Genomic DNA, 17,507 nt, shown 5'->3' on the forward strand with positions numbered 1-17,507 from the left:
AGACAGATGCAGGAATCAGCCGCCAGGCCCGGGGCTTACCCGCCGCCGGTCTATGCCGGTCCGGCCGAGGAGACTACTGTGCCGCCGTCGTCGCTCGTGTGGTGGGCGGCAGCAACAACCATACTCGGCCCGTTGCTCGGCGTCCTCTGGTGGGTGGCGTCGCCGGGCGGTGCCCTGTACGGGGACCGCGCCTTCGCGGAGACCTGGCTCGCCCGCGACCTGGTGCTGGGTGGGCTTGAGCTGACGGCCGGCGTCGTCGTTGGGTGGCTGCTGACCAACCGTGTTGACCTTCCCGGCGCCTGGCAGCGGGTTTTTGCTGCTGTCGCGGGAGGACTCCTGGGCTCCGTGCTCGCCGTCGTCGTGGGTCAGTGGCTTGGCTCGCTCTTTGACGGACCGGCCGGGGAGGAGTTTCCCTTTGTACTGCGTTCGCTGGGTGTGGCGCTGATCTGGCCTGCTGCCACGGCGTTGGTTGTGTTCATTGCTTCGCTGCTTGGGCTGCTGTTCATGCGTCCTCGTCGCTAGTTCCGAACTGCCAGCCGTCATGAAGGTTCTGGCTCTTCTCCATCCCCGTAGAATTGGGCTCGTGACTTCCCAGACCGCACCAGTAACTTTTGACGCTTTCCGTACTATTGACCTGCGCGGTGCGAAGTTGTCTGCGGCTGAGTTGCGGGCAGCAATGCCGCGAAGCTCAGCGGCTTCTTTTGAGTCCGTCGCAGGTCGCGTCGAGGAGATATTGGATAGTGTCCGTACTCGCGGGTTCGCCGCACTCAGCGAGCTCGCCGAGCGGTTCGACGGCGTTGAGCAGTCTCACCCGCGTGTGCCGGTATCCGCACTGAAGCAGGCCCTGACAGAGCTTGCACCGGAGGTCCGGGCAGCACTGGAGGAGTCAATCGAGCGTGCGCGCACGTTCGCACAGGCGCAGAAGCCCGAAGATGTCACGGTGGACATCCGTCCGGGTGCCGTTCTCACTCACCGGTGGGTGCCCGTTGGGCGGGCGGGTCTGTACGTGCCTGGAGGGCTGGCCGTATTGGCATCATCCGTAGTCATGAATGTGGTGCCTGCCCAGGCGGCCGGTGTTGAATCAATTGCCATTGCCTCACCGCCGCAGAAGGAGTTTGGCGGACAGCCTCATCCGGTGATCCTCGCCGCTGCGGCGCTGCTCGGCATCGACGAGGTCTATGCCATCGGCGGTGCGCAGGCCATCGCCGCGTTTGCCTACGGCGTGCACGGGGATGCGGACAAGGCTCCGATCGAGCCGGTCAACGTGGTTACCGGACCGGGTAACATCTACGTCGCAACAGCCAAGCGCCTGGTCCGGGGCGTGGTGGGAATTGACGCGGAGGCGGGTACAACCGAAATAGCGGTGCTTGCGGATGACACCGCCCAGCCGCGGCTGATAGCCGCCGATCTCATTAGCCAGGCCGAACACGATCCGAATGCCGCGTCTGTTCTCGTGACGCCGTCGGAAGAACTGGCGGCTGCCGTGCGGGCAGAGTTGTCCGTCCAGGTTGCTGTGACGCGGCACCGGGAACGGGTGGAGACTGCGCTGTCCGGTCCGCAGTCGGGCGTCATCCTGGTCAACGATATTGAACAGGGAATCGCCGTGTGTGATGCATACGCCGCCGAGCACCTCGAAATCCACACCGCGGAGGCAGCCACAGTGGGTGCCCGCGTCCGCAACGCCGGTGCGGTATTTGTCGGTGAATACAGTCCCGTCAGCCTGGGTGATTACTGCGCCGGCTCGAACCACGTCCTGCCCACCGCCGGGACACCAGCGTTCGCTTCGGGGCTGGGGGTGCACACCTTCCTGCGGTCAATGCAGGTGATCGACTACAGCGCGGAGGCGCTCCGCGAGGTTGCCGGGCACGTGGTTAACCTGGCTCGGGCTGAGGACCTGCCTGGCCACGGCGACGCGGTGAAAGTGCGGTTCGACCAGCACTAAACCACCACATGTAGTAATCACACTGTTGTAGTTTCACTACATCTAGTCCTAGAATGGACTCACGGGGCAACCAGTACCGTAACCGAGCCGACGTCGAATCGAGGGGTGGAATGTACTGTCCGTTCTGCCGTAGCTCCGATTCACGGGTGGTGGACAGCCGGTTGGCTGATGACGGTTCGGCGATTCGCAGGCGGCGTCAGTGTCCGGAGTGCGGCAAGCGCTTCACCACGGTAGAGACCACCAGTCTTTCGGTGATCAAACGCTCCGGTGTTGGCGAGCCGTTCAGCCGCGGCAAGGTGGTCAGCGGTGTGCGCAAGGCATGTCAGGGCCGCCCCGTCACTGAGGACGACCTCGCATTGCTCGCGCAGGAGGTTGAGGAGTCCATTCGTGCCAGCGGCGTCGCTGAAATCGATGCACACGAGGTGGGTCTGGCCATCCTTGGACCGTTGCAGAATCTCGACCAGGTCGCGTACCTCCGGTTCGCGAGCGTCTACCAGGGGTTCGACTCGCTGGAAGACTTCGAGAAGGCCATCGAGAAACTGCGTCGCGAGGCAGATAGTTCATCGCAGAAGGCTCCGTCGGGAGCCCAACGGCCGCTGACGGCCACCTAAGCTCCGGTGGTGGCAGCGGAGGGGAAGCCGCAGCCACCACCGGCACCAACAAACCGGACCCACTCGCAGGTGGGTGCAACATCACGCAGGGCCGCGCCGTCGTCCTGGTACTCTCAGCGTCCGCCGCTGACGGGAAGAATCACCCCGGTGATGTACGCCGCCTCATCCGACAGTAGCCAGGACACCGCATTAGCCACTTCGTGGGGCTCCGCGCCTCGTCCCATGGGAATTGTGTGATTGAGGCGTTGCACGCGGTCGGGCATTCCCGCAGCTGCATGCAGGCCGGTGTTGGTGCTCCCGGGCGCAACCCCGTTGACCCGAATGCCGCGGGCGGCCACCTCGGACGCGAGGCCGACGGTAAGCACGTCGACTGCACCCTTGGTGGCTGCATAATGCACCCAGGTGTTCGGCGAGCCCTGTCTGGTGGCTGTCGACGAGATATTGATGATTTGGCCCCCTTCACCACCAGCGTCCAGCGCCATGCAAGGTATCGCGGCTTGGCACACCAGCAGCGGCCCCTTGACATTCACGTCGGTAACGCGGGAAAGGACATGGACCGGCACCTCAACGAGGGGACCAATGAGGTTGCCAGTGATGCCGGCATTATTAATGACCGCCTTCACCGGGCCAAGGTTCCTGGCTGCAGCGAAGACGTCTTCGACCGCGCCCGGATCGCTGACGTCGCCTGGTGCGGCGACCGCAGTCCCGCCCTGGCTGCGGATGTCCGCCACAACACGGGAAGCTCCTTCTGCATCCTGCGAATAATTCACCACAACCGCGTAACCGTCACGTGCGCAGCGCAGCGCTATCGCGGCCCCTATCCCTCGGCTGGCACCGGTGACGACTGCCGTGTAATTCACTGGGCTTCGACGGGCTCGCTCTTGAAATGCAGCGCTGCCTGGAGAGCAGCTCCAACGATGCCCGCATGGTTGCGGAGCTCTGCCGGGATGATGGGCGTGCGCAGTGAGAGGTTGGGCAGGAAGTCCTTGCTGCGCTTGGAGATCCCGCCGCCGACAATGAAAAGTTCGGGGGAGAACAGGAACTCCACGTGGGAGAAGTAGCGCTGCAACTTGACGGAGTACTCTTCCCAGTTCAGCCCCAACCGTTCGCGGGCTACAGCGGAAGCCTGGGTCTCGGCGTCGTGCCCGTCGATCTCCAGGTGGCCAAGCTCTGCGTTGGGCACAAGCTTGCCGTCGAAGATGAACGCGGAACCGATGCCCGTCCCCAGCGTGATGACGAGCACCGTTCCGTTGACGCCCTTGCCTGCGCCGTACTGAACCTCGGCGAGGCCGGCGGCGTCGGCGTCGTTGATGACATGGACGTCGCGGCTGAGAACCTTTGTGAAGAGCGCATCCACATCGGTGTCGATCCAGCTCTCGTCGACGTTCGCTGCCGAGCGTGCAACGCCATGCTGGATGATGGCGGGAAACGTAACGCCGATCGGCAGGGTCTGTGCCGGAGCGCCTTCGCGGGTGGAAAGCTCAGCAACGATGTCCGCCACAACTACGGCCACAGCCTCGGGCGTGGCGGGTTGGGGTGTTTCCACCCGGAACCTTTCGCCGATGATCGCACCCTCGGCAAGGTCCACGATGCCGCCCTTGATACCGGTTCCGCCGATGTCGATGCCGATGATCGTGGCGGGCAGGTTCCTGTCATGCTTCTTGCTGTTGCTGCTCTTGCCCATGGTTCTCCAGGAGATCGTGTTTGATGGTCGGTTCTGCGCAGCGAGGGCTGCGTCGATAGTGCTGGTGCTTGCAGGTGGTGCTAAGGCAGGGTCAGAACTTCGGCACCGGTGTCGGTGACGACAAGCGTGTGCTCGAACTGCGCCGTTCTCCTGCGGTCCTTCGTCACTACGGTCCAGTCATCAGGCCACATGTCCCATTCGATGGTTCCCAGGGTAAGCATGGGCTCGATTGTGAACACCATGCCCGGCTTGATGAGCTGGTTGTATGCCGGTGCGGCATCGTAGTGGGGAATGATCAGGCCGGTGTGGAAAGCTTCCCCGACGCCGTGGCCGGTGAAATCGCGGACGACGCCGTAACCGAACCTCCTGGCATAGGCTTCGATCGCACGTCCGATGATGTTAATTTCCCGCCCGGAGGCAACCGCTTTGATGGCGCGGTTGAGGGCTTCCCGGGTCCGCTCGACCAACAGGCGGGACTCCTCGTCCACGTCGCCTACCAGGAAGGTGTAGTTTGTGTCTCCGTGCATTCCATTGAGGTACGCGGTGATATCGATGTTGATGATGTCGCCGTCCTGCAGCACCGTGGAGTCGGGGATTCCATGGCAGATCACCTCGTTCAGCGAGGAGCACAGCGACTTCGGGAATCCGCGGTAATCCAGCGTCGACGGATAGGCGCCGTGGTCGATCAGGAACTGATGACCCACGGCGTCCAGGTAATCGGTGGTGACGCCCGGCTCGATGTGGCGTCCCACCTCCTGGATTGCCTGTGCGGCCAGCTTTCCGGCACGGCGGATCTTTTCGATTTGTTCCGCTGACTTGACCTCTGATCCTTCGAACTTCGCCGGACCCGACTTGCCCACATACTCCGGTCGCATGATGGATGACGGCACCGAACGGGGAGGGCTCAGTGTCCCGGGCTCGAGGGTGCCGACGGGTGCGATAGAGGAATGATGGGGCATACCCTTGATCCTATCGGTGAAGAACTTCGGCGCCGAAAGCGTGAGCGAAGACTAAGGAGGCCGTCCATGATGCAGTACTGGTACAACGTCCGGACCCACGAGGTCGAAGAAGACGCCCAGTCGGACTGGAGCCAGCTCATCGGTCCTTACAAGACAAGGAGCGAAGCGGAGCGCGCGCCCGAGAAAGTGCAGGAGCGCAACAGGGCCTGGGAAGCTCAGGACGAGGACTGAGCAGTCCGCTAGAAGCTGTGCTCCGGCCCCGGGAACGTGCCTTCGCGTACCTCTTCCCCATAGGTCCGGGCGGCGTCTGCCAGGACCGAACGGACATCAGCAAACTGCTTCACGAACTTCGCCTGTTTTCCGTGACGTAGCCCGGCCATGTCCTGCCATACGAGCACCTGACCGGTGGTTGCGGACCCTGCACCAATTCCGATCGTGGGCACTGGAATGGAACGGTCCACTTCGGCAGCGATGTCCGCGGGAACCATCTCCATCAGCACGCAGAAGGCGCCCGCCTCGGCCAGCGCAACGGCGTCGTCGACCACCTGCCGGCCCGCCTCACCACGGCCCTGTACCCGGTAGCCGCCGAGGGAATGCTCGCTCTGGGGAGTGAAACCGATATGTGCCATGACAGGAATTCCGGCGCGGACAATCGCGCGCACTGTTTCAGCATGGTCCTTTCCGCCCTCCATCTTCACGGCGTGCACCAACCCCTCCTTCATGAGCCGGATGGATGACTCCACCGCCTGGGCGGCAGACACCTCGTAGCTGCCGAACGGGAGGTCCGCTACTACCAAAGCCCGCGATGCGCCCCGGGTTACTGCACGGGAAAACAGAATCATGTCGTCAAGGGTGATCGGGAGGGTGGTGGCGTGGCCCAGCACGTTGTTCGCTGCCGAGTCCCCGACCAGAAGCACCTCGATTCCGGTGCCGTCGAATATTTCGGCCGCGTACTGGTCATAGGCCGTCAACATGGCGAAGCGGCGGCCCTCCTCTTTCGCCGCCTGCAAGTGGTGCGTCCGGATCCGGGCAGGAAGCGAGGACGACGCCGGACTGGCCTCAGGCGAACCGCTTCCGTAGGGGGCAGGAATCTCCGCGGAATTCATGCACCTAAGCCTACTGGCAGGGACCCGTGCCGAGCGTCAGCGAGGTGCGGGGGGCCGGTGGGCGCTACGACACCAGGTAACCCAGCCGTAACACAATGCAGACATACTGGGCACGAATCCATCCTTCGCGCTCGAGTTGGCACGGTGGCTGGCCGATATCAGTAGAGTGAGCAACGGGCCGCAGGGCCGGAACGCGCGGGCCGCTTGCGGCCTGCGGATGGATCGAGTCATCCGCGAAGGGAAAGAGGGCAGGAATGGATCGGCAGCAGGAGTTCGTCCTACGAACCATTGAGGAACGCGATGTCCGCTTCGTCCGCCTGTGGTTCACCGACGTCGTCGGCTCGCTGAAGTCGGTGGCTCTGGCGCCCGCCGAAGTGGAGGGCGCATTCGAGGAGGGCCTTGGGTTCGATGGCTCTTCCATTGAGGGGCTCGCCCGGGTTTTCGAATCGGACATGCTGGCGCAGCCGGACCCATCGACCTTCCAGATCCTGCCGTGGCGCGGCGAGAAGGAGCAGACGTCCCGCATGTTCTGCGACATTCTCACTCCGGACGGTCAGCCCTCTGCGGCAGATCCCCGAGGTGTGCTCAAACGGACCCTCGCCAAGGCCGCGGACATGGGTTTCACCTGCTATACCCACCCGGAGATCGAGTTCTACCTTTTGAAATCGGACGAACTGGGACCGGACGGGCAACCAGTCCCTGTGGATCAGGCGGGGTATTTCGATCATGTACCGGGAGGCGTGGCGCAGGATTTCCGGCGGACGGCCGTGGCAATGCTGGAATCGGTAGGGATTTCCGTTGAGTTCAGCCACCACGAGGCCGGCCCGGGCCAGAACGAGATCGACCTACGGTATGCCGACGCCCTCCAGACCGCCGACAACATCATGACCTTCAGAACGGTCATCAAGGAGGTGGCGCTCACCCAGAACAGCTATGCCACCTTCATGCCGAAGCCTTTTTCGGACTATCCCGGATCCGGCATGCACACGCACTTTTCGCTGTTCGAGGGCGACACCAACGCCTTCTTCGAGGCCGGCGCGGAGTTCCAACTGTCCAGGACCGCGCGCCAGTTCATTGCGGGCATCCTGCACCATGCACCGGAATTCACTGCCGTAACCAATCAGTTCGTCAATTCCTACAAGCGGCTATGGGGCGGTGGGGAGGCTCCGAGTTACTTGTCCTGGGGGCACAACAACCGCTCGGCCCTTGTGCGGGTCCCACTGTACAAGCCGAACAAGGGGCAGTCCGCCCGCATCGAGTACCGGGGAATCGACTCCGCGACCAATCCGTACCTCGCCTACTCTGTCCTGTTGGGAGCCGGGCTGAAAGGTATTGAAGAGGGCTATGATCTGCCGCCTGGCGCTGAGGACGATGTGTGGAGCCTGACGGCAGCCGAACGGCGCGCGATGGGACATGACCCGCTGCCGGCAAGCCTGCATGATGCCGTAAGGGCAATGGAGGACTCCGAACTGGTTGCTGAAATCCTCGGTGAACAGGTTTACGAGAACTTCCTGCGTAACAAGCGCGCCGAATGGCATGACTACCGTATCCAGGTGACGCCCTACGAGCTGAGGCGCAACCTCGGCATCCTGTGATCGAGAGGCGTGCGATGAGCCTGAATAGGGATCTGATTACCAGAGGCTTTACCGATCTGGAGAAGAGCAGCAGGTTCCTGGCTGCCGGGGAGCTCCATGACATTCCCGAGGACAGCTTGTTCGGCGGGTTGTCCTATGCAGCAAATCCTGATCTTGCCCTGCAGTCGCTGGTTCGTCTGCTCGCGGTCCAGCCGGAACTTTCGTCGCTGGTCAGCGCTGGAGGCCCCGATTCCGAAGCCCTGTTCAGACTCCTCGGCGCCTCGGAAGCGCTTGCAGAGTTCCTGATGCGCCATCCGGAACACACCGACGTTGTGCGCACGCGACCCAGCGCCGAACCGGGACGGGCCGATGCCGGCGCGTTACGGACCGCCCTTCTGCACTCTGTCGGAGCAGAGCCCGGGGACCGTCAGCCGGTGGCGAAGCTGACCGGAGAGGAGGCGTACCGCGCGCTGCGTACCCGCTATCGAAGGCATCTCACCGAGCTTGCCATCCGTGACCTTGGTGCGGCGTCCCCCACAGACTTCATGCCATTGGTGGGGCTTGAGCTGGCTGACCTCGCGGCGGCGGCGCTCGAAGCAGCCCTGGCCGTATCCCGGGCGGAACTTGCGTCCTCGTTCTCCGCCGCGGACGTAGCCGCGGTTCGCCTGTCCATTATCGGGATGGGCAAGTGTGGCGCGGGTGAACTCAATTACATCTCCGACGTAGACGTCATCTACGTCATCGACGCGGACGGACTTGACGAAGACCTGGCCGTTCGAATTGGGACTGCCATGGCATCGGGCATTTCCCGCGCCATCACTTCGGCCGGTCGTGAACCCGCCCTGTGGGAAGTTGACGCGAACCTGCGGCCCGAGGGCAAGGACGGTCCTTTGGTGCGCACACTGGACTCGCACCTCACCTATTACGGCCGATGGGCGAAAAGTTGGGAGTTCCAGGCACTGCTGAAGGCACGGCCCATCGCGGGAGACGCGATTCTCGGCGCGCGCTACGCTGAGGCTGTAGCGGAACTGGTGTGGACGTCCTCGGAGCGCGAAGGCTTCGTCGAATCGGTGCAGTCGATGAGGCGGCGCGTAACGGAGAACATTCCTGCCCACGAAGTCAACCGCCAGCTCAAGCTGGGCTCCGGGGGACTGCGCGACGTCGAATTCACGGTTCAACTGCTGCAGCTTGTGCACGGGAAGGCGGATGAGTCGCTGCGCACCCAGGCAACTACGTCGGCAATCGCTTCCCTGAGCTCCGGCGGCTACATCGGCCGACGGGACGCGCAGGCATTCGACCAGGCATACCGCTATCTGCGCGTGCTGGAGCACCGCATACAGCTGGTGCACATGCGTAGGACGCACCTGATGCCCGAGGACGAGGCGAGCCTGAAGGCACTCGCCAAGTCATCCGCCAGCTCCCTGCTGGAGACCCGTCCGGCGGCCGCGGGCCTGACGGACCAGTGGCAGCAGACCAAGCGGCTGGTGCGTCGGTTGCATGAGTCGATCTTCTACCGGCCGCTGCTGAATGCTGCAGCCAACCTGAGCGTCGATGAGGTCAAACTTACGGCGGAAGCCGCGCAGGCCCGTCTCGCCGCGCTCGGTTACCTCGATCCGCGCGGCGCGCTGCGCCACATCGAGGCGCTGACCACCGGAATCAGCCGCCGATCTGCCCTCCAACGCCAGCTATTGCCGGTACTGCTCGACTGGTTGGCGGACGGGGTGGATCCCGACGCCGGCCTGCTGGGCTTCCGGCGATTGAGCGAGTCGCTGGGGGAGACCCACTGGTATCTGGGCATGCTTCGCGACTCCAAGGCTGCTGCGGAACGACTGTGCCACATTCTGTCCTCCAGCCGGTTCATCACGGATCTGCTGGAGGTGTCCTCCGAGTCCACGAAATGGCTGGGCTCCGACAAGGAGCTGGTTCCGGCGAGTTTCAACACGCAGTGGCAGGAAATCCAGTCGAAGATGTCCCGCCACCCGGAACCGCGCGAAGCCATGCGACTGATCCGGCTGATCCGGCGGCGCGAGACGCTCCGCATAGCCATAGCCGACAGCTCGGGCCTTCTGAATCAGGAAGAGGTTGGCTGGGCGTTGGCTGATACGGACCGTGCCGCCGTGCTGGGTGCACTGAACGTGGCCGAGGGCGTGGTGCACGCTGCTGAGGCGCCGCTGACCGACGTCGTCGTCGTGGCGATGGGCCGGCAAGGTGGCCGTGAGATCACCTATGGCTCGGATGCTGACGTCATGTACGTACACCGGGCGAAGAACGGAGCTGATCCCGGGGAAGCCCAAGCCCAAGCCGAGCGCATCGTCAACCAGCTCCGGCAACTGCTCCAGCAGCCCTGCGCCCCTGCCATCCTCGCCGAGCGGGTGTTGGAGGTTGACGCCGATCTTCGTCCGGAAGGCAAGAAGGGGCCGCTGGTGCGGTCGCTTGAGTCTTTCCGGGAGTACTACCGGCGCTGGTCGTTGGTCTGGGAAACCCAAGCGCTGCTGCGCGCGCTCCCGATCGCAGGCAACGATGACCTTGCGGGAGCTTTCGTCGGGCTCATCGACCCGATCCGGTATGCAGGAGGGGTTACTGACACGGACATCCGTGAGATTCGCCGGCTCAAGGCGCGCATGGAGTCCGAACGGCTTCCGCGCGGCGCTGACCCCTCGCGCCATCTGAAGCTGGGACGTGGAGGGTTATCGGACGTTGAGTGGCTTATCCAACTCATCCAGCTGCAGCACGCGGACTCCGTGACGGAGTTACGCACCTCCTCCACCCTCGAGGCGATGGATGCTGTACAGGAGCATGGCCTCCTGCCAGCAGACGACGTCGTGACCTTGCGTACCAGCTGGCGCCTTACTTCGCGGATTCGCGCGGCGAACATGGTCTGGAGCGGGAAGAGTTCCGATCTTCTGCCCTCCTCGCGCCGCGATCTTGAGGCGGTGGCGCGCTGGTGCGCTTACGGTCCGGGCAAGGGAGCGGAGCTGGAGGAAGACTACTTGCGCCTGACCCGCCGCAGTCGCGCGATTTTTGAGCGCTACTTCTACGGTTACGGCGACTGACGCGCCTTCCACCGTGGACGCAAAAGGGCCGCACCGTTTGGTGCGGCCCTTCCGGCGATTACGACGACTAGACGCCGTAGTACAGCTCGAATTCATAGGGGTTGGGGCGTGCGGCAAGCGGCGTGATTTCCACTTCGCGCTTGTAGGCGATCCAGGTGTCGATCAGGTCCTGGGTGAACACACCGCCGGCCTGGAGAAACTCGTTGTCGGCTTCGAGGGCAAGCAGCGCTTCCTCCAGCGAGCCGGGAGCCTTCTGGATGTCCTTGGCTTCCTCGGCAGGCAACTCGTAGAGGTCCTTGTCGATCGGATCTGCAGGCTCGATACGGTTCTTGATTCCGTCGAGGCCGGCCATGAGCTGCGCGGCAAAGGCGAGATACGGGTTTGACGAGGGGTCCGGTGCGCGGAACTCGATGCGCTTGGCCTTCGGGTTGGAACCCGTGATCGGAATGCGGATACCCGCTGAGCGGTTACCCTGCGAGTAGACCATGTTCACCGGGGCCTCGAAGCCCTTGACGAGCCGACGGTAGGAGTTCACGGTCGGGTTGGTGAACGCGAGTACCGCTGACGCGTGCTTCAGGACGCCGCCGATGTACCAGCGGGCAAGATCCGACAGCCCTGCGTAACCGCGCTCGTCGTAGAACAATGGTTCACCGTTGCTCCACAGCGACTGGTGGCAGTGCATGCCGGAACCGTTATCGCCGAAGATCGGCTTGGGCATGAACGTTGCCGACTTGCCCCAGGCGTTTGCAACGTTCTTGACGATGTACTTGAACTTCTGCAGGTCATCGGCAGCGTGCACCATAGTGGTGAACTTGTAGTTGATCTCAGCCTGCCCGGCGCCGCCTACCTCATGGTGGGAACGCTCTACCTCGAGACCCACGTTGTCGAGTTCAATGCAGATCGCGTCGCGCAGGTCAGCCTGCTTGTCCACGGGGGAGACCGGGAAGTAACCGCCCTTGAAAGGGGTCTTGTTGCCAAGGTTTCCGCCGACTTCCTCGCGGCCGGTGTTCCACGGGGCCTCGATTGAATCGAGCTTGTAGAAGCTGGATTCAGGCTTGGATTCGTACCGGACGTCCTCGAAGATGTAGAACTCGGCCTCAGGAGCGAAGAACGCGGTGTCTGCGATGCCCGTGGAGGAAAGGTACGCTTCAGCACGCTCAGCAACGCCTCGCGGATCGCGGTGGTAAGGGTCGCCGGTGCGGGGGTTCACGATAGAGAAGTTGAGGGCCAGTGTCTTTTCGATGCGGAACGGATCGATGAATGCGGTGGTGACATCCGGGATCAGCTGCATGTCCGATTCTGCGATGCCCTGGAATCCGCGGATCGACGAACCGTCGAACAGCTGGCCGTCCACGAAGAAGTCGGCGTCGACGGACTTCGCGGGAACGTTGAAGTGCTGCTGCACCCCAGGGAGGTCGGTGAACCGGACGTCAACGAATTTCACATCTTCGTCAGCGATGTACTTGAGGACTTCGTCCGCATTCTTGAACATCGGATTATGCTCCTTACGCATATTCGGGGAGGGCGACCGGGGCCGGTAGCACAACTGGAACCGCCGCATGGCATCACCTGATGTGGCCGCAACAGTGTCAACACTAGGAATTCGCAGTTACCCACTGGTGTCGCGATTGTTTCCGGCATGTAACTTAACCGGCGCTCAGGTTCGGGCACCTTGCCCATCAGCCTATCGAACACTGCTCGACCCGGCACCGTCCTGTCCGCTAAGTGGGCATTCGCCGCCCTGAAACGCGTTCCGACCGCGCGATAGAGTGATCGCGTGGTTGATCGCAGAGACATAAGTTCCTGGCTTGAAGGCCCGCCCTCCCGCGGAGAAGGGCATTGGCCCGGCAAGCGTCTTGGGCGACCCCGGGAGGGTGGAGGCTCCATTGCTCGCCCTGGGCCGCGGTTGGGTGCCCTGGCCGTGGACTGGGCTCTCTGTAGCCTCATCTCCGCGGCTTTCTTCAACTACGACGGGCTGGCAACCCTCGGCATCTTCGCCCTGGAACAGATGATCCTTGTCGGGACGCTCGGCTACAGCGTGGGTCACCGATTGTTCGGGATGCAGGTGCAGGGCCTCAACGGCCGGGCAGCAGGCCTTGGTGCGGCGATTGTCCGTACCGTGCTGATCTGCCTGGTGATTCCCGCCGTCGTTTTCGATGAGGACCAGCGTGGACTGCACGACCGCGCAGCCCGCACTGTATTGGTCCGCATCCGGTAAGCCGGAAGGTAGCGGACAGCAGCGAAGGTGCGCGGACGCACAGGCCTGCGCCGCCTAGCGTCCGCGCATTGCTTTGCGGTCGGGGCGCGCCTTGAAGGGATCGACGCCCTTCGGGATGGGCATCCGGGTACCGAGCGCGTTAAGCCGCTTGTCCACTGCAGCGACTTCCTGACGTGTCAGGTTCTTCTTCATCTTCTGCATCTTTTTGGCTACCCGCTGCAAAGGAACCTGCCCTTCACCGCGCCCGGCGTGGATGACGTGCACGGGAACACCGGGAACAATCCGGCTCATTTTTCGCCGCTCCGCGTCAACGAGTTGTTTTACCCTGGTGACGGGTCCCTCGGCAACGAGCACGACGCCGGGACGCCCAATTGCGCGGAATACCGCGTCCTGGGAGCGTGGGTTGACGGCCACCGGCTCATCCTTCAGAATCCAGCCTCGGCGGAGCACGCTCATTGCGGCGCCGGCAGCGCCCGGCTTGCCCTCGATCTGGGCAAAGGCCGCTCGCTCAGCGCGTCTCGACAGGATGAACAGTGCTGCGAGGAACGCGAGCGGCACTGCGATGATGATCATCGTCACCACATTGCGGATCAGAAAGCCGATGAGGAGGCCAACCGCAATGATGGCAAGGAAAGCCAGCACCATGATCCAGATGACGTTGGGATCATTCCGCCGGGTCATGTTGAAGACCTCGGCGACGCGCTTCATTGTTCCCGGCTTCTTCGGGGGCTTCTCCGCCTTTGGTTTGCGCGAGAAAAGGCGACGCTTTGGGCTGGATCCGTCTGTGTCAGTGCTGTTGGCCATAGTGATCCAAGTCTACGTGATTCAGTGCCTGCGACGTCCGCCGGAGGGAACGTCCGTTGCAGGTAGAGCTGTCTGAAGTTCTGCGGGCTCAGCCTGCGATCAGGCTTGATGCTTCCTGAAGGGTGCTGCCGGAATCCTCGATGTGCGCAAGCTCCGGAGGCAACTCAAGTCCCTTTTTTCGCATGGCGCGCGCCCACAGGCGCCCGGCACGGTACGACGAACGAACCAAGGGCCCGCTCATTACGCCGAGGAACCCGATCTCATCGGCCTCCTCCTGCAACTCGACGAACTCCTGTGGCTTGACCCAGCGATCCACCGGAAGGTGCCGCTCGCTGGGACGCAAGTACTGAGTGATGGTAATGAGGTCGCAGCCTGCCGCATGCAGGTCGCGCAAAGCTTCGGAAATTTCCTCGCGGGTCTCGCCCATGCCCAGGATCAGGTTGGATTTGGTCACCATGCCGCGATTCCGGCCCTGCGTGATGACATCCAGTGAGCGTTCGTACCGGAAGGCGGGACGAATCCGCTTGAAGATGCGTGGGACGGTCTCGACGTTGTGGGCGAACACCTCCGGACCGGCGTCGCAAATACCGGCGATGTGTTCCGGATTGCCCGAGAAGTCCGGGATGAGAATCTCAACGCCGGTTCCCGGATTCAGCGCGTGAATCTGCCTGATGGTTTCGGCGTACAGCCAGACCCCCTCATCCTCCAGGTCGTCGCGGGCGACACCGGTGACCGTTGCGTAGCGAAGGTTCATGGACTGCACCGACTGCGCAACCTTGAAGGGTTCGCTGCGGTCGAGGGGTGCGGGACGTCCGGTGTCGATCTGGCAGAAGTCGCAACGACGGGTGCATTCCGAGCCACCGATCAGGAAGGTTGCCTCCCTGTCCTCCCAGCATTCGAAGATATTGGGGCAGCCTGCTTCTTCGCAGACCGTGTGGAGCCCTTCCTTCTTGACTAAATTCTTCATACCGACGAACTCAGGTCCAATATTTACTTTGGCCTTGATCCAGTCCGGCTTGCGTTCGACGGGAATGGCCGCGTTGCGCGCTTCGACGCGTAGGAGGCGCCGTCCCTCAGGGGCAAGGCTCACAGTAAAGCTCCTTCCGGCCGGTCGTTACCGGCGGCTTGTGCTGCTTCGGTTCCGCGGGGTTCGCCCGTCCGGCCGAGGACCAGTGACTCTTCATTCTTGCGCAGTTCTTCCTCGATCCGCGAAACGATGTCTGCCGGTGAAACCCTGCGGCCTACTTCGGTCGAGATGCTTGTGACGCCGGCGTCCGTAATGCCGCAGGGAACTATCTGCGCATAGGGCGCCAGGTCATTGCTGCAGTTGATGGCGAAGCCGTGCATAGTGACACGCCGGTTGATCCGGATTCCGATCGCGCCGATCTTGCGGGCCGGTCCGCGCCCGTCTGCCTCAAGCCAAACGCCGGACCTGCCTTCGATCCGGACACCTTGAATGCCGTAATCCGACAGGACCGCGATGATCACTTCTTCAAGGATCGCAACATAGTCGGCAACGCGTGTCGGTTCTGGAAGTGCGAGGATCGGGTAGCCAACCAGTTGACCTGGGCCGTGCCAGGTCAGCTTTCCACCGCGGTCCACCGGCACCACCGGCGTACCGTCGAAAGGCTTTTCGTGCTCCTCTGTACGTTTCCCCGCGGTGTATACGGGCGAATGTTCGAGCAGGAGGACCGTACTGGGGGACGTCCCGGCCACGACCGCTTCGTGCAGTGCGCGTTGCCGGTCCCAACCTTCGAGGTAATCGACGAAATGAGGGTCGAATCCGATTCGTGAGAACTCCAGCGTCATCTTTCAAGCCTAAGCCTGGGCGCCGGGGATCTCACATTCACGCGACGTATCTCACATCTCGGGAGGCATGAGCGCCTGTGGATAACTTCTGCATGACGAACGGAACTATTCCAGACTGGTATGCATGGATAATTTCCTCCGACAGACTGCCGCCGGGACGGTGGAAGAATCCTCCGCGCCTCTTCCCCCGCGGGTCAGTGGTTACCGTACCGAAAGACTGCTCGGTATGGGAGGCACCGCGGCCGCGTGGCTGGTGATGGACGAACGCTCAGCTCAATCGTGGGCGCTGAAGGTATTTTCCGCTGGCGAGGCGAGCCAGTCGGAGTTGGGGGAGCTTCGAAGGGAGGCGGCCATACTCGGCAGGCTGTCCCACCCGCACCTGCTTTCCATTCGGGAAGTGATTCCGACGGACCAGGGTCCGGCACTGCTGATGTCCTACGCAGGCGGCGGTTCGTTGCTCAGTCTTCTTGCCGCGCGTGGGCGGCTCGGCGTGGGCGAGGCAGTGACGGTCCTTGCCCCGATCGCCCAGGCGCTGACGTACCTTCACGCTGAAGCTGTCCTGCACGGTGATGTTTCGCCCGGCAATGTGCTCTTCAGCGCGGAAGGAAAACCACTGCTCGCCGATCTCGGTGTCGGGAGGCTGCTCGGCGAAGGAAGCGGTGGAATGAACGGCACGCCAGGGTTTTGCGATCCCGCGGTGCGGGTAGATGCACGGCTGAATACAGCGGCAGATGTGTATTCATTGGCATCGCTCGGGTGGTACTGCCTGACGGGACAACCGGCCGGTCCAGCGCTGCAGCGGCCGCCGCTGACGCTGATCGTGCCGGACGTTCCTGCCGAGCTGCTCGAAGTCCTGGAAGCCGGTCTCCATGAGGACCCGGAACGCAGACCCACTGCGAGGGAGTTCTCCCTCGCAGTGCTTCGTTCGGCTGCTCCACAGCCGCTGGACCTTGTCGGATCCGTTCACCCTTCAGTGCTGCCACAGTTGCTGACGCGCCGCGCAGCCCGGAACGAGCCGAAAACACCGAAACGAAAATTCCCGGTCCGCGTAAAGGCGAAGGACAAGGTTGCGCCGCGGAAAGCCGGCGCACGGAGGCGTCAGGTACCTACGGACCGTCCGGAACCGCGCACTGAACGCGGAAGGAGAGCGATCGCCGTCGTAATTGGCGTGGTCGCGGCGGCGCTTGTAATCTGCGGGGCTTTGGTGGCGGGCCCGGACCTCGTAGAAGCAGCGCATCGAAATGGTGGTTCCGAACGGACGCCTGTCGGAGCGGCACAAGGATCTGATACTTCCGAGAGCCTGCTTTCGCCGGAACTGCGTGCCAGGCTCGCCGCTGATGACCCCGTCGAGGTGCTGGCTGCCCTGGCAGCCGTACGCGCCCGGGCCCTCGCCACCGCGGATCCGGAACTGCTCGCGCATGTGAACGTAGCCGACTCCGAAACAATGGCAGCCGACAAGGAAGTCGTTGCTGGGCTGCAGGCTGCGGACCAGGTTTTCCAGGGACTGAGCGTGCGGCTCAAGGAGGTTCGCAATGCTCAGCTTGAGAACGTAGACAAGGACAGCGCGGCGGTTGCCGCGACGGCGGTGACTTCGGCCTACACGATTGTTAACGCAGACGGCACAACAGTGCGAACGGTCCCGGAAGCAACTTCCCAGAATCTGATATTCATGCTGAAGCGGGAGGAGGGCCTCTGGAGGATAGCGGCCGTCCACGAACCTGACGCTGCCTGAGAAGCAGTATTCGGT

The 17,507-nt window shown here is 63.0% G+C and carries 16 protein-coding genes; 8 read left to right on the plus strand and 8 right to left on the minus strand.

Going from position 1 to position 17,507, the window contains the following annotated elements:
- Nucleotides 1–6: 6 nt before the first annotated feature.
- The 3 genes from BJ994_RS05885 to nrdR all read left to right on the plus strand — a co-directional run bounded on the left by BJ994_RS05885 (nucleotide 7) and on the right by nrdR (nucleotide 2,553).
- Nucleotides 7–522 carry a hypothetical protein gene (locus BJ994_RS05885; RefSeq protein ID WP_167992450.1) on the plus strand — a complete coding sequence of 172 codons (516 nt, stop codon included), beginning with the start codon at nucleotides 7–9 and terminating at the stop codon, nucleotides 520–522.
- Between the two features lie 61 nt (nucleotides 523–583).
- Nucleotides 584–1,942: a histidinol dehydrogenase gene (hisD, locus tag BJ994_RS05890; RefSeq protein ID WP_342450299.1), complete on the plus strand. Its 1,359-nt coding sequence runs from the start codon at nucleotides 584–586 to the stop codon at nucleotides 1,940–1,942.
- Between the two features lie 110 nt (nucleotides 1,943–2,052).
- Nucleotides 2,053–2,553, plus strand: coding sequence for a transcriptional regulator NrdR (gene nrdR, locus BJ994_RS05895; protein WP_167995882.1), 501 nt, complete (start codon nucleotides 2,053–2,055; stop codon nucleotides 2,551–2,553).
- Nucleotides 2,554–2,666: 113 nt separating this feature from the next.
- Here nrdR and BJ994_RS05900 read toward each other — a convergent pair whose 3' ends face one another.
- The 3 genes from BJ994_RS05900 to map all read right to left on the minus strand — a co-directional run bounded on the left by BJ994_RS05900 (nucleotide 2,667) and on the right by map (nucleotide 5,196).
- Nucleotides 2,667–3,413 carry an SDR family oxidoreductase gene (locus tag BJ994_RS05900; protein ID WP_167992454.1) on the minus strand — a complete coding sequence of 249 codons (747 nt, stop codon included), beginning with the start codon at nucleotides 3,411–3,413 and terminating at the stop codon, nucleotides 2,667–2,669.
- The gene (gene ppgK / locus BJ994_RS05905; RefSeq protein ID WP_167992455.1) at nucleotides 3,410–4,237 is read right to left on the minus strand and encodes a polyphosphate--glucose phosphotransferase; all 828 of its coding nucleotides are present in this window, start codon (nucleotides 4,235–4,237) and stop codon (nucleotides 3,410–3,412) included. Before ppgK ends, BJ994_RS05900 begins: the two co-directional genes overlap by 4 nt.
- Nucleotides 4,238–4,317: 80 nt before the next feature.
- Nucleotides 4,318–5,196: a type I methionyl aminopeptidase gene (gene map, locus BJ994_RS05910; RefSeq protein ID WP_167992456.1), complete on the minus strand. Its 879-nt coding sequence runs from the start codon at nucleotides 5,194–5,196 to the stop codon at nucleotides 4,318–4,320.
- Nucleotides 5,197–5,262: 66 nt separating this feature from the next.
- Here map and BJ994_RS05915 point away from each other — a divergent pair, with 66 nt between their 5' ends.
- Nucleotides 5,263–5,427: an SPOR domain-containing protein gene (locus tag BJ994_RS05915; RefSeq protein WP_167992457.1), complete on the plus strand. Its 165-nt coding sequence runs from the start codon at nucleotides 5,263–5,265 to the stop codon at nucleotides 5,425–5,427.
- Nucleotides 5,428–5,435: 8 nt separating this feature from the next.
- Here BJ994_RS05915 and panB read toward each other — a convergent pair whose 3' ends face one another.
- Complete coding sequence (gene panB, locus BJ994_RS05920; RefSeq protein ID WP_167992458.1) at nucleotides 5,436–6,302, minus strand: 3-methyl-2-oxobutanoate hydroxymethyltransferase; 867 nt, start codon at nucleotides 6,300–6,302, stop codon at nucleotides 5,436–5,438.
- 254 nt (nucleotides 6,303–6,556) lie between these two features.
- Here panB and BJ994_RS05925 point away from each other — a divergent pair, with 254 nt between their 5' ends.
- Nucleotides 6,557–7,897 carry a glutamine synthetase family protein gene (locus tag BJ994_RS05925; protein ID WP_167992460.1) on the plus strand — a complete coding sequence of 447 codons (1,341 nt, stop codon included), beginning with the start codon at nucleotides 6,557–6,559 and terminating at the stop codon, nucleotides 7,895–7,897.
- 14 nt (nucleotides 7,898–7,911) lie between these two features.
- On the plus strand, nucleotides 7,912–10,929 hold the full coding sequence (locus BJ994_RS05930; protein WP_167992463.1) for a bifunctional [glutamine synthetase] adenylyltransferase/[glutamine synthetase]-adenylyl-L-tyrosine phosphorylase: 3,018 nt from the start codon (nucleotides 7,912–7,914) through the stop codon (nucleotides 10,927–10,929).
- A gap of 67 nt (nucleotides 10,930–10,996) precedes the next feature.
- Here BJ994_RS05930 and glnA read toward each other — a convergent pair whose 3' ends face one another.
- Entirely contained in the window at nucleotides 10,997–12,421 is a 1,425-nt protein-coding gene (gene glnA / locus BJ994_RS05935; RefSeq protein WP_167992465.1) for a type I glutamate--ammonia ligase, read from the minus strand.
- 285 nt (nucleotides 12,422–12,706) lie between these two features.
- Between glnA and BJ994_RS05940 the strand changes: the two genes are divergently transcribed.
- The gene (locus tag BJ994_RS05940; protein ID WP_167992467.1) at nucleotides 12,707–13,147 is read left to right on the plus strand and encodes an RDD family protein; all 441 of its coding nucleotides are present in this window, start codon (nucleotides 12,707–12,709) and stop codon (nucleotides 13,145–13,147) included.
- Between the two features lie 54 nt (nucleotides 13,148–13,201).
- On the opposite strand, the gene BJ994_RS05945 is transcribed toward BJ994_RS05940, so the two are convergent.
- The 3 genes from BJ994_RS05945 to lipB form a co-directional block, all read right to left on the minus strand.
- Nucleotides 13,202–13,951: a DUF4191 domain-containing protein gene (locus BJ994_RS05945; protein ID WP_167992469.1), complete on the minus strand. Its 750-nt coding sequence runs from the start codon at nucleotides 13,949–13,951 to the stop codon at nucleotides 13,202–13,204.
- Nucleotides 13,952–14,039: 88 nt separating this feature from the next.
- Nucleotides 14,040–15,041: a lipoyl synthase gene (gene lipA / locus BJ994_RS05950; RefSeq protein ID WP_167992470.1), complete on the minus strand. Its 1,002-nt coding sequence runs from the start codon at nucleotides 15,039–15,041 to the stop codon at nucleotides 14,040–14,042.
- The gene (gene lipB / locus BJ994_RS05955; protein ID WP_167992471.1) at nucleotides 15,038–15,760 is read right to left on the minus strand and encodes a lipoyl(octanoyl) transferase LipB; all 723 of its coding nucleotides are present in this window, start codon (nucleotides 15,758–15,760) and stop codon (nucleotides 15,038–15,040) included. Before lipB ends, lipA begins: the two co-directional genes overlap by 4 nt.
- Before the next feature lie 124 nt (nucleotides 15,761–15,884).
- Between lipB and BJ994_RS05960 the strand changes: the two genes are divergently transcribed.
- Nucleotides 15,885–17,492 (plus strand): serine/threonine protein kinase, encoded by a 1,608-nt coding sequence (locus tag BJ994_RS05960; RefSeq protein ID WP_280801303.1) that lies wholly within the window; start codon nucleotides 15,885–15,887, stop codon nucleotides 17,490–17,492.
- Nucleotides 17,493–17,507 lie beyond the last annotated feature (15 nt).

Origin of the sequence: Arthrobacter pigmenti, from assembly GCF_011927905.1 — a bacterium.
Lineage (GTDB): Bacteria > Actinomycetota > Actinomycetes > Actinomycetales > Micrococcaceae > Arthrobacter_D > Arthrobacter_D pigmenti.

Excerpts from the sequence above, each read along its gene's own strand:
- BJ994_RS05885 (WP_167992450.1), top strand. The coding sequence starts at position 7 with ATGCAGGAATCAGCCGCCAGGCCCGGGGCTTACCCGCCGCCGGTCTAT.
- nrdR (WP_167995882.1), top strand. The coding sequence starts at position 2,053 with ATGTACTGTCCGTTCTGCCGTAGCTCCGATTCACGGGTGGTGGACAGC.
- ppgK (WP_167992455.1), bottom strand. The coding sequence starts at position 4,237 with ATGGGCAAGAGCAGCAACAGCAAGAAGCATGACAGGAACCTGCCCGCC.
- map (WP_167992456.1), bottom strand. The coding sequence starts at position 5,196 with ATGCCCCATCATTCCTCTATCGCACCCGTCGGCACCCTCGAGCCCGGG.
- BJ994_RS05915 (WP_167992457.1), top strand. The coding sequence starts at position 5,263 with ATGATGCAGTACTGGTACAACGTCCGGACCCACGAGGTCGAAGAAGAC.
- panB (WP_167992458.1), bottom strand. The coding sequence starts at position 6,302 with ATGAATTCCGCGGAGATTCCTGCCCCCTACGGAAGCGGTTCGCCTGAG.
- BJ994_RS05925 (WP_167992460.1), top strand. The coding sequence starts at position 6,557 with ATGGATCGGCAGCAGGAGTTCGTCCTACGAACCATTGAGGAACGCGAT.
- BJ994_RS05930 (WP_167992463.1), top strand. The coding sequence starts at position 7,912 with ATGAGCCTGAATAGGGATCTGATTACCAGAGGCTTTACCGATCTGGAG.
- glnA (WP_167992465.1), bottom strand. The coding sequence starts at position 12,421 with ATGTTCAAGAATGCGGACGAAGTCCTCAAGTACATCGCTGACGAAGAT.
- BJ994_RS05945 (WP_167992469.1), bottom strand. The coding sequence starts at position 13,951 with ATGGCCAACAGCACTGACACAGACGGATCCAGCCCAAAGCGTCGCCTT.
- lipB (WP_167992471.1), bottom strand. The coding sequence starts at position 15,760 with ATGACGCTGGAGTTCTCACGAATCGGATTCGACCCTCATTTCGTCGAT.
- BJ994_RS05960 (WP_280801303.1), top strand. The coding sequence starts at position 15,885 with ATGGATAATTTCCTCCGACAGACTGCCGCCGGGACGGTGGAAGAATCC.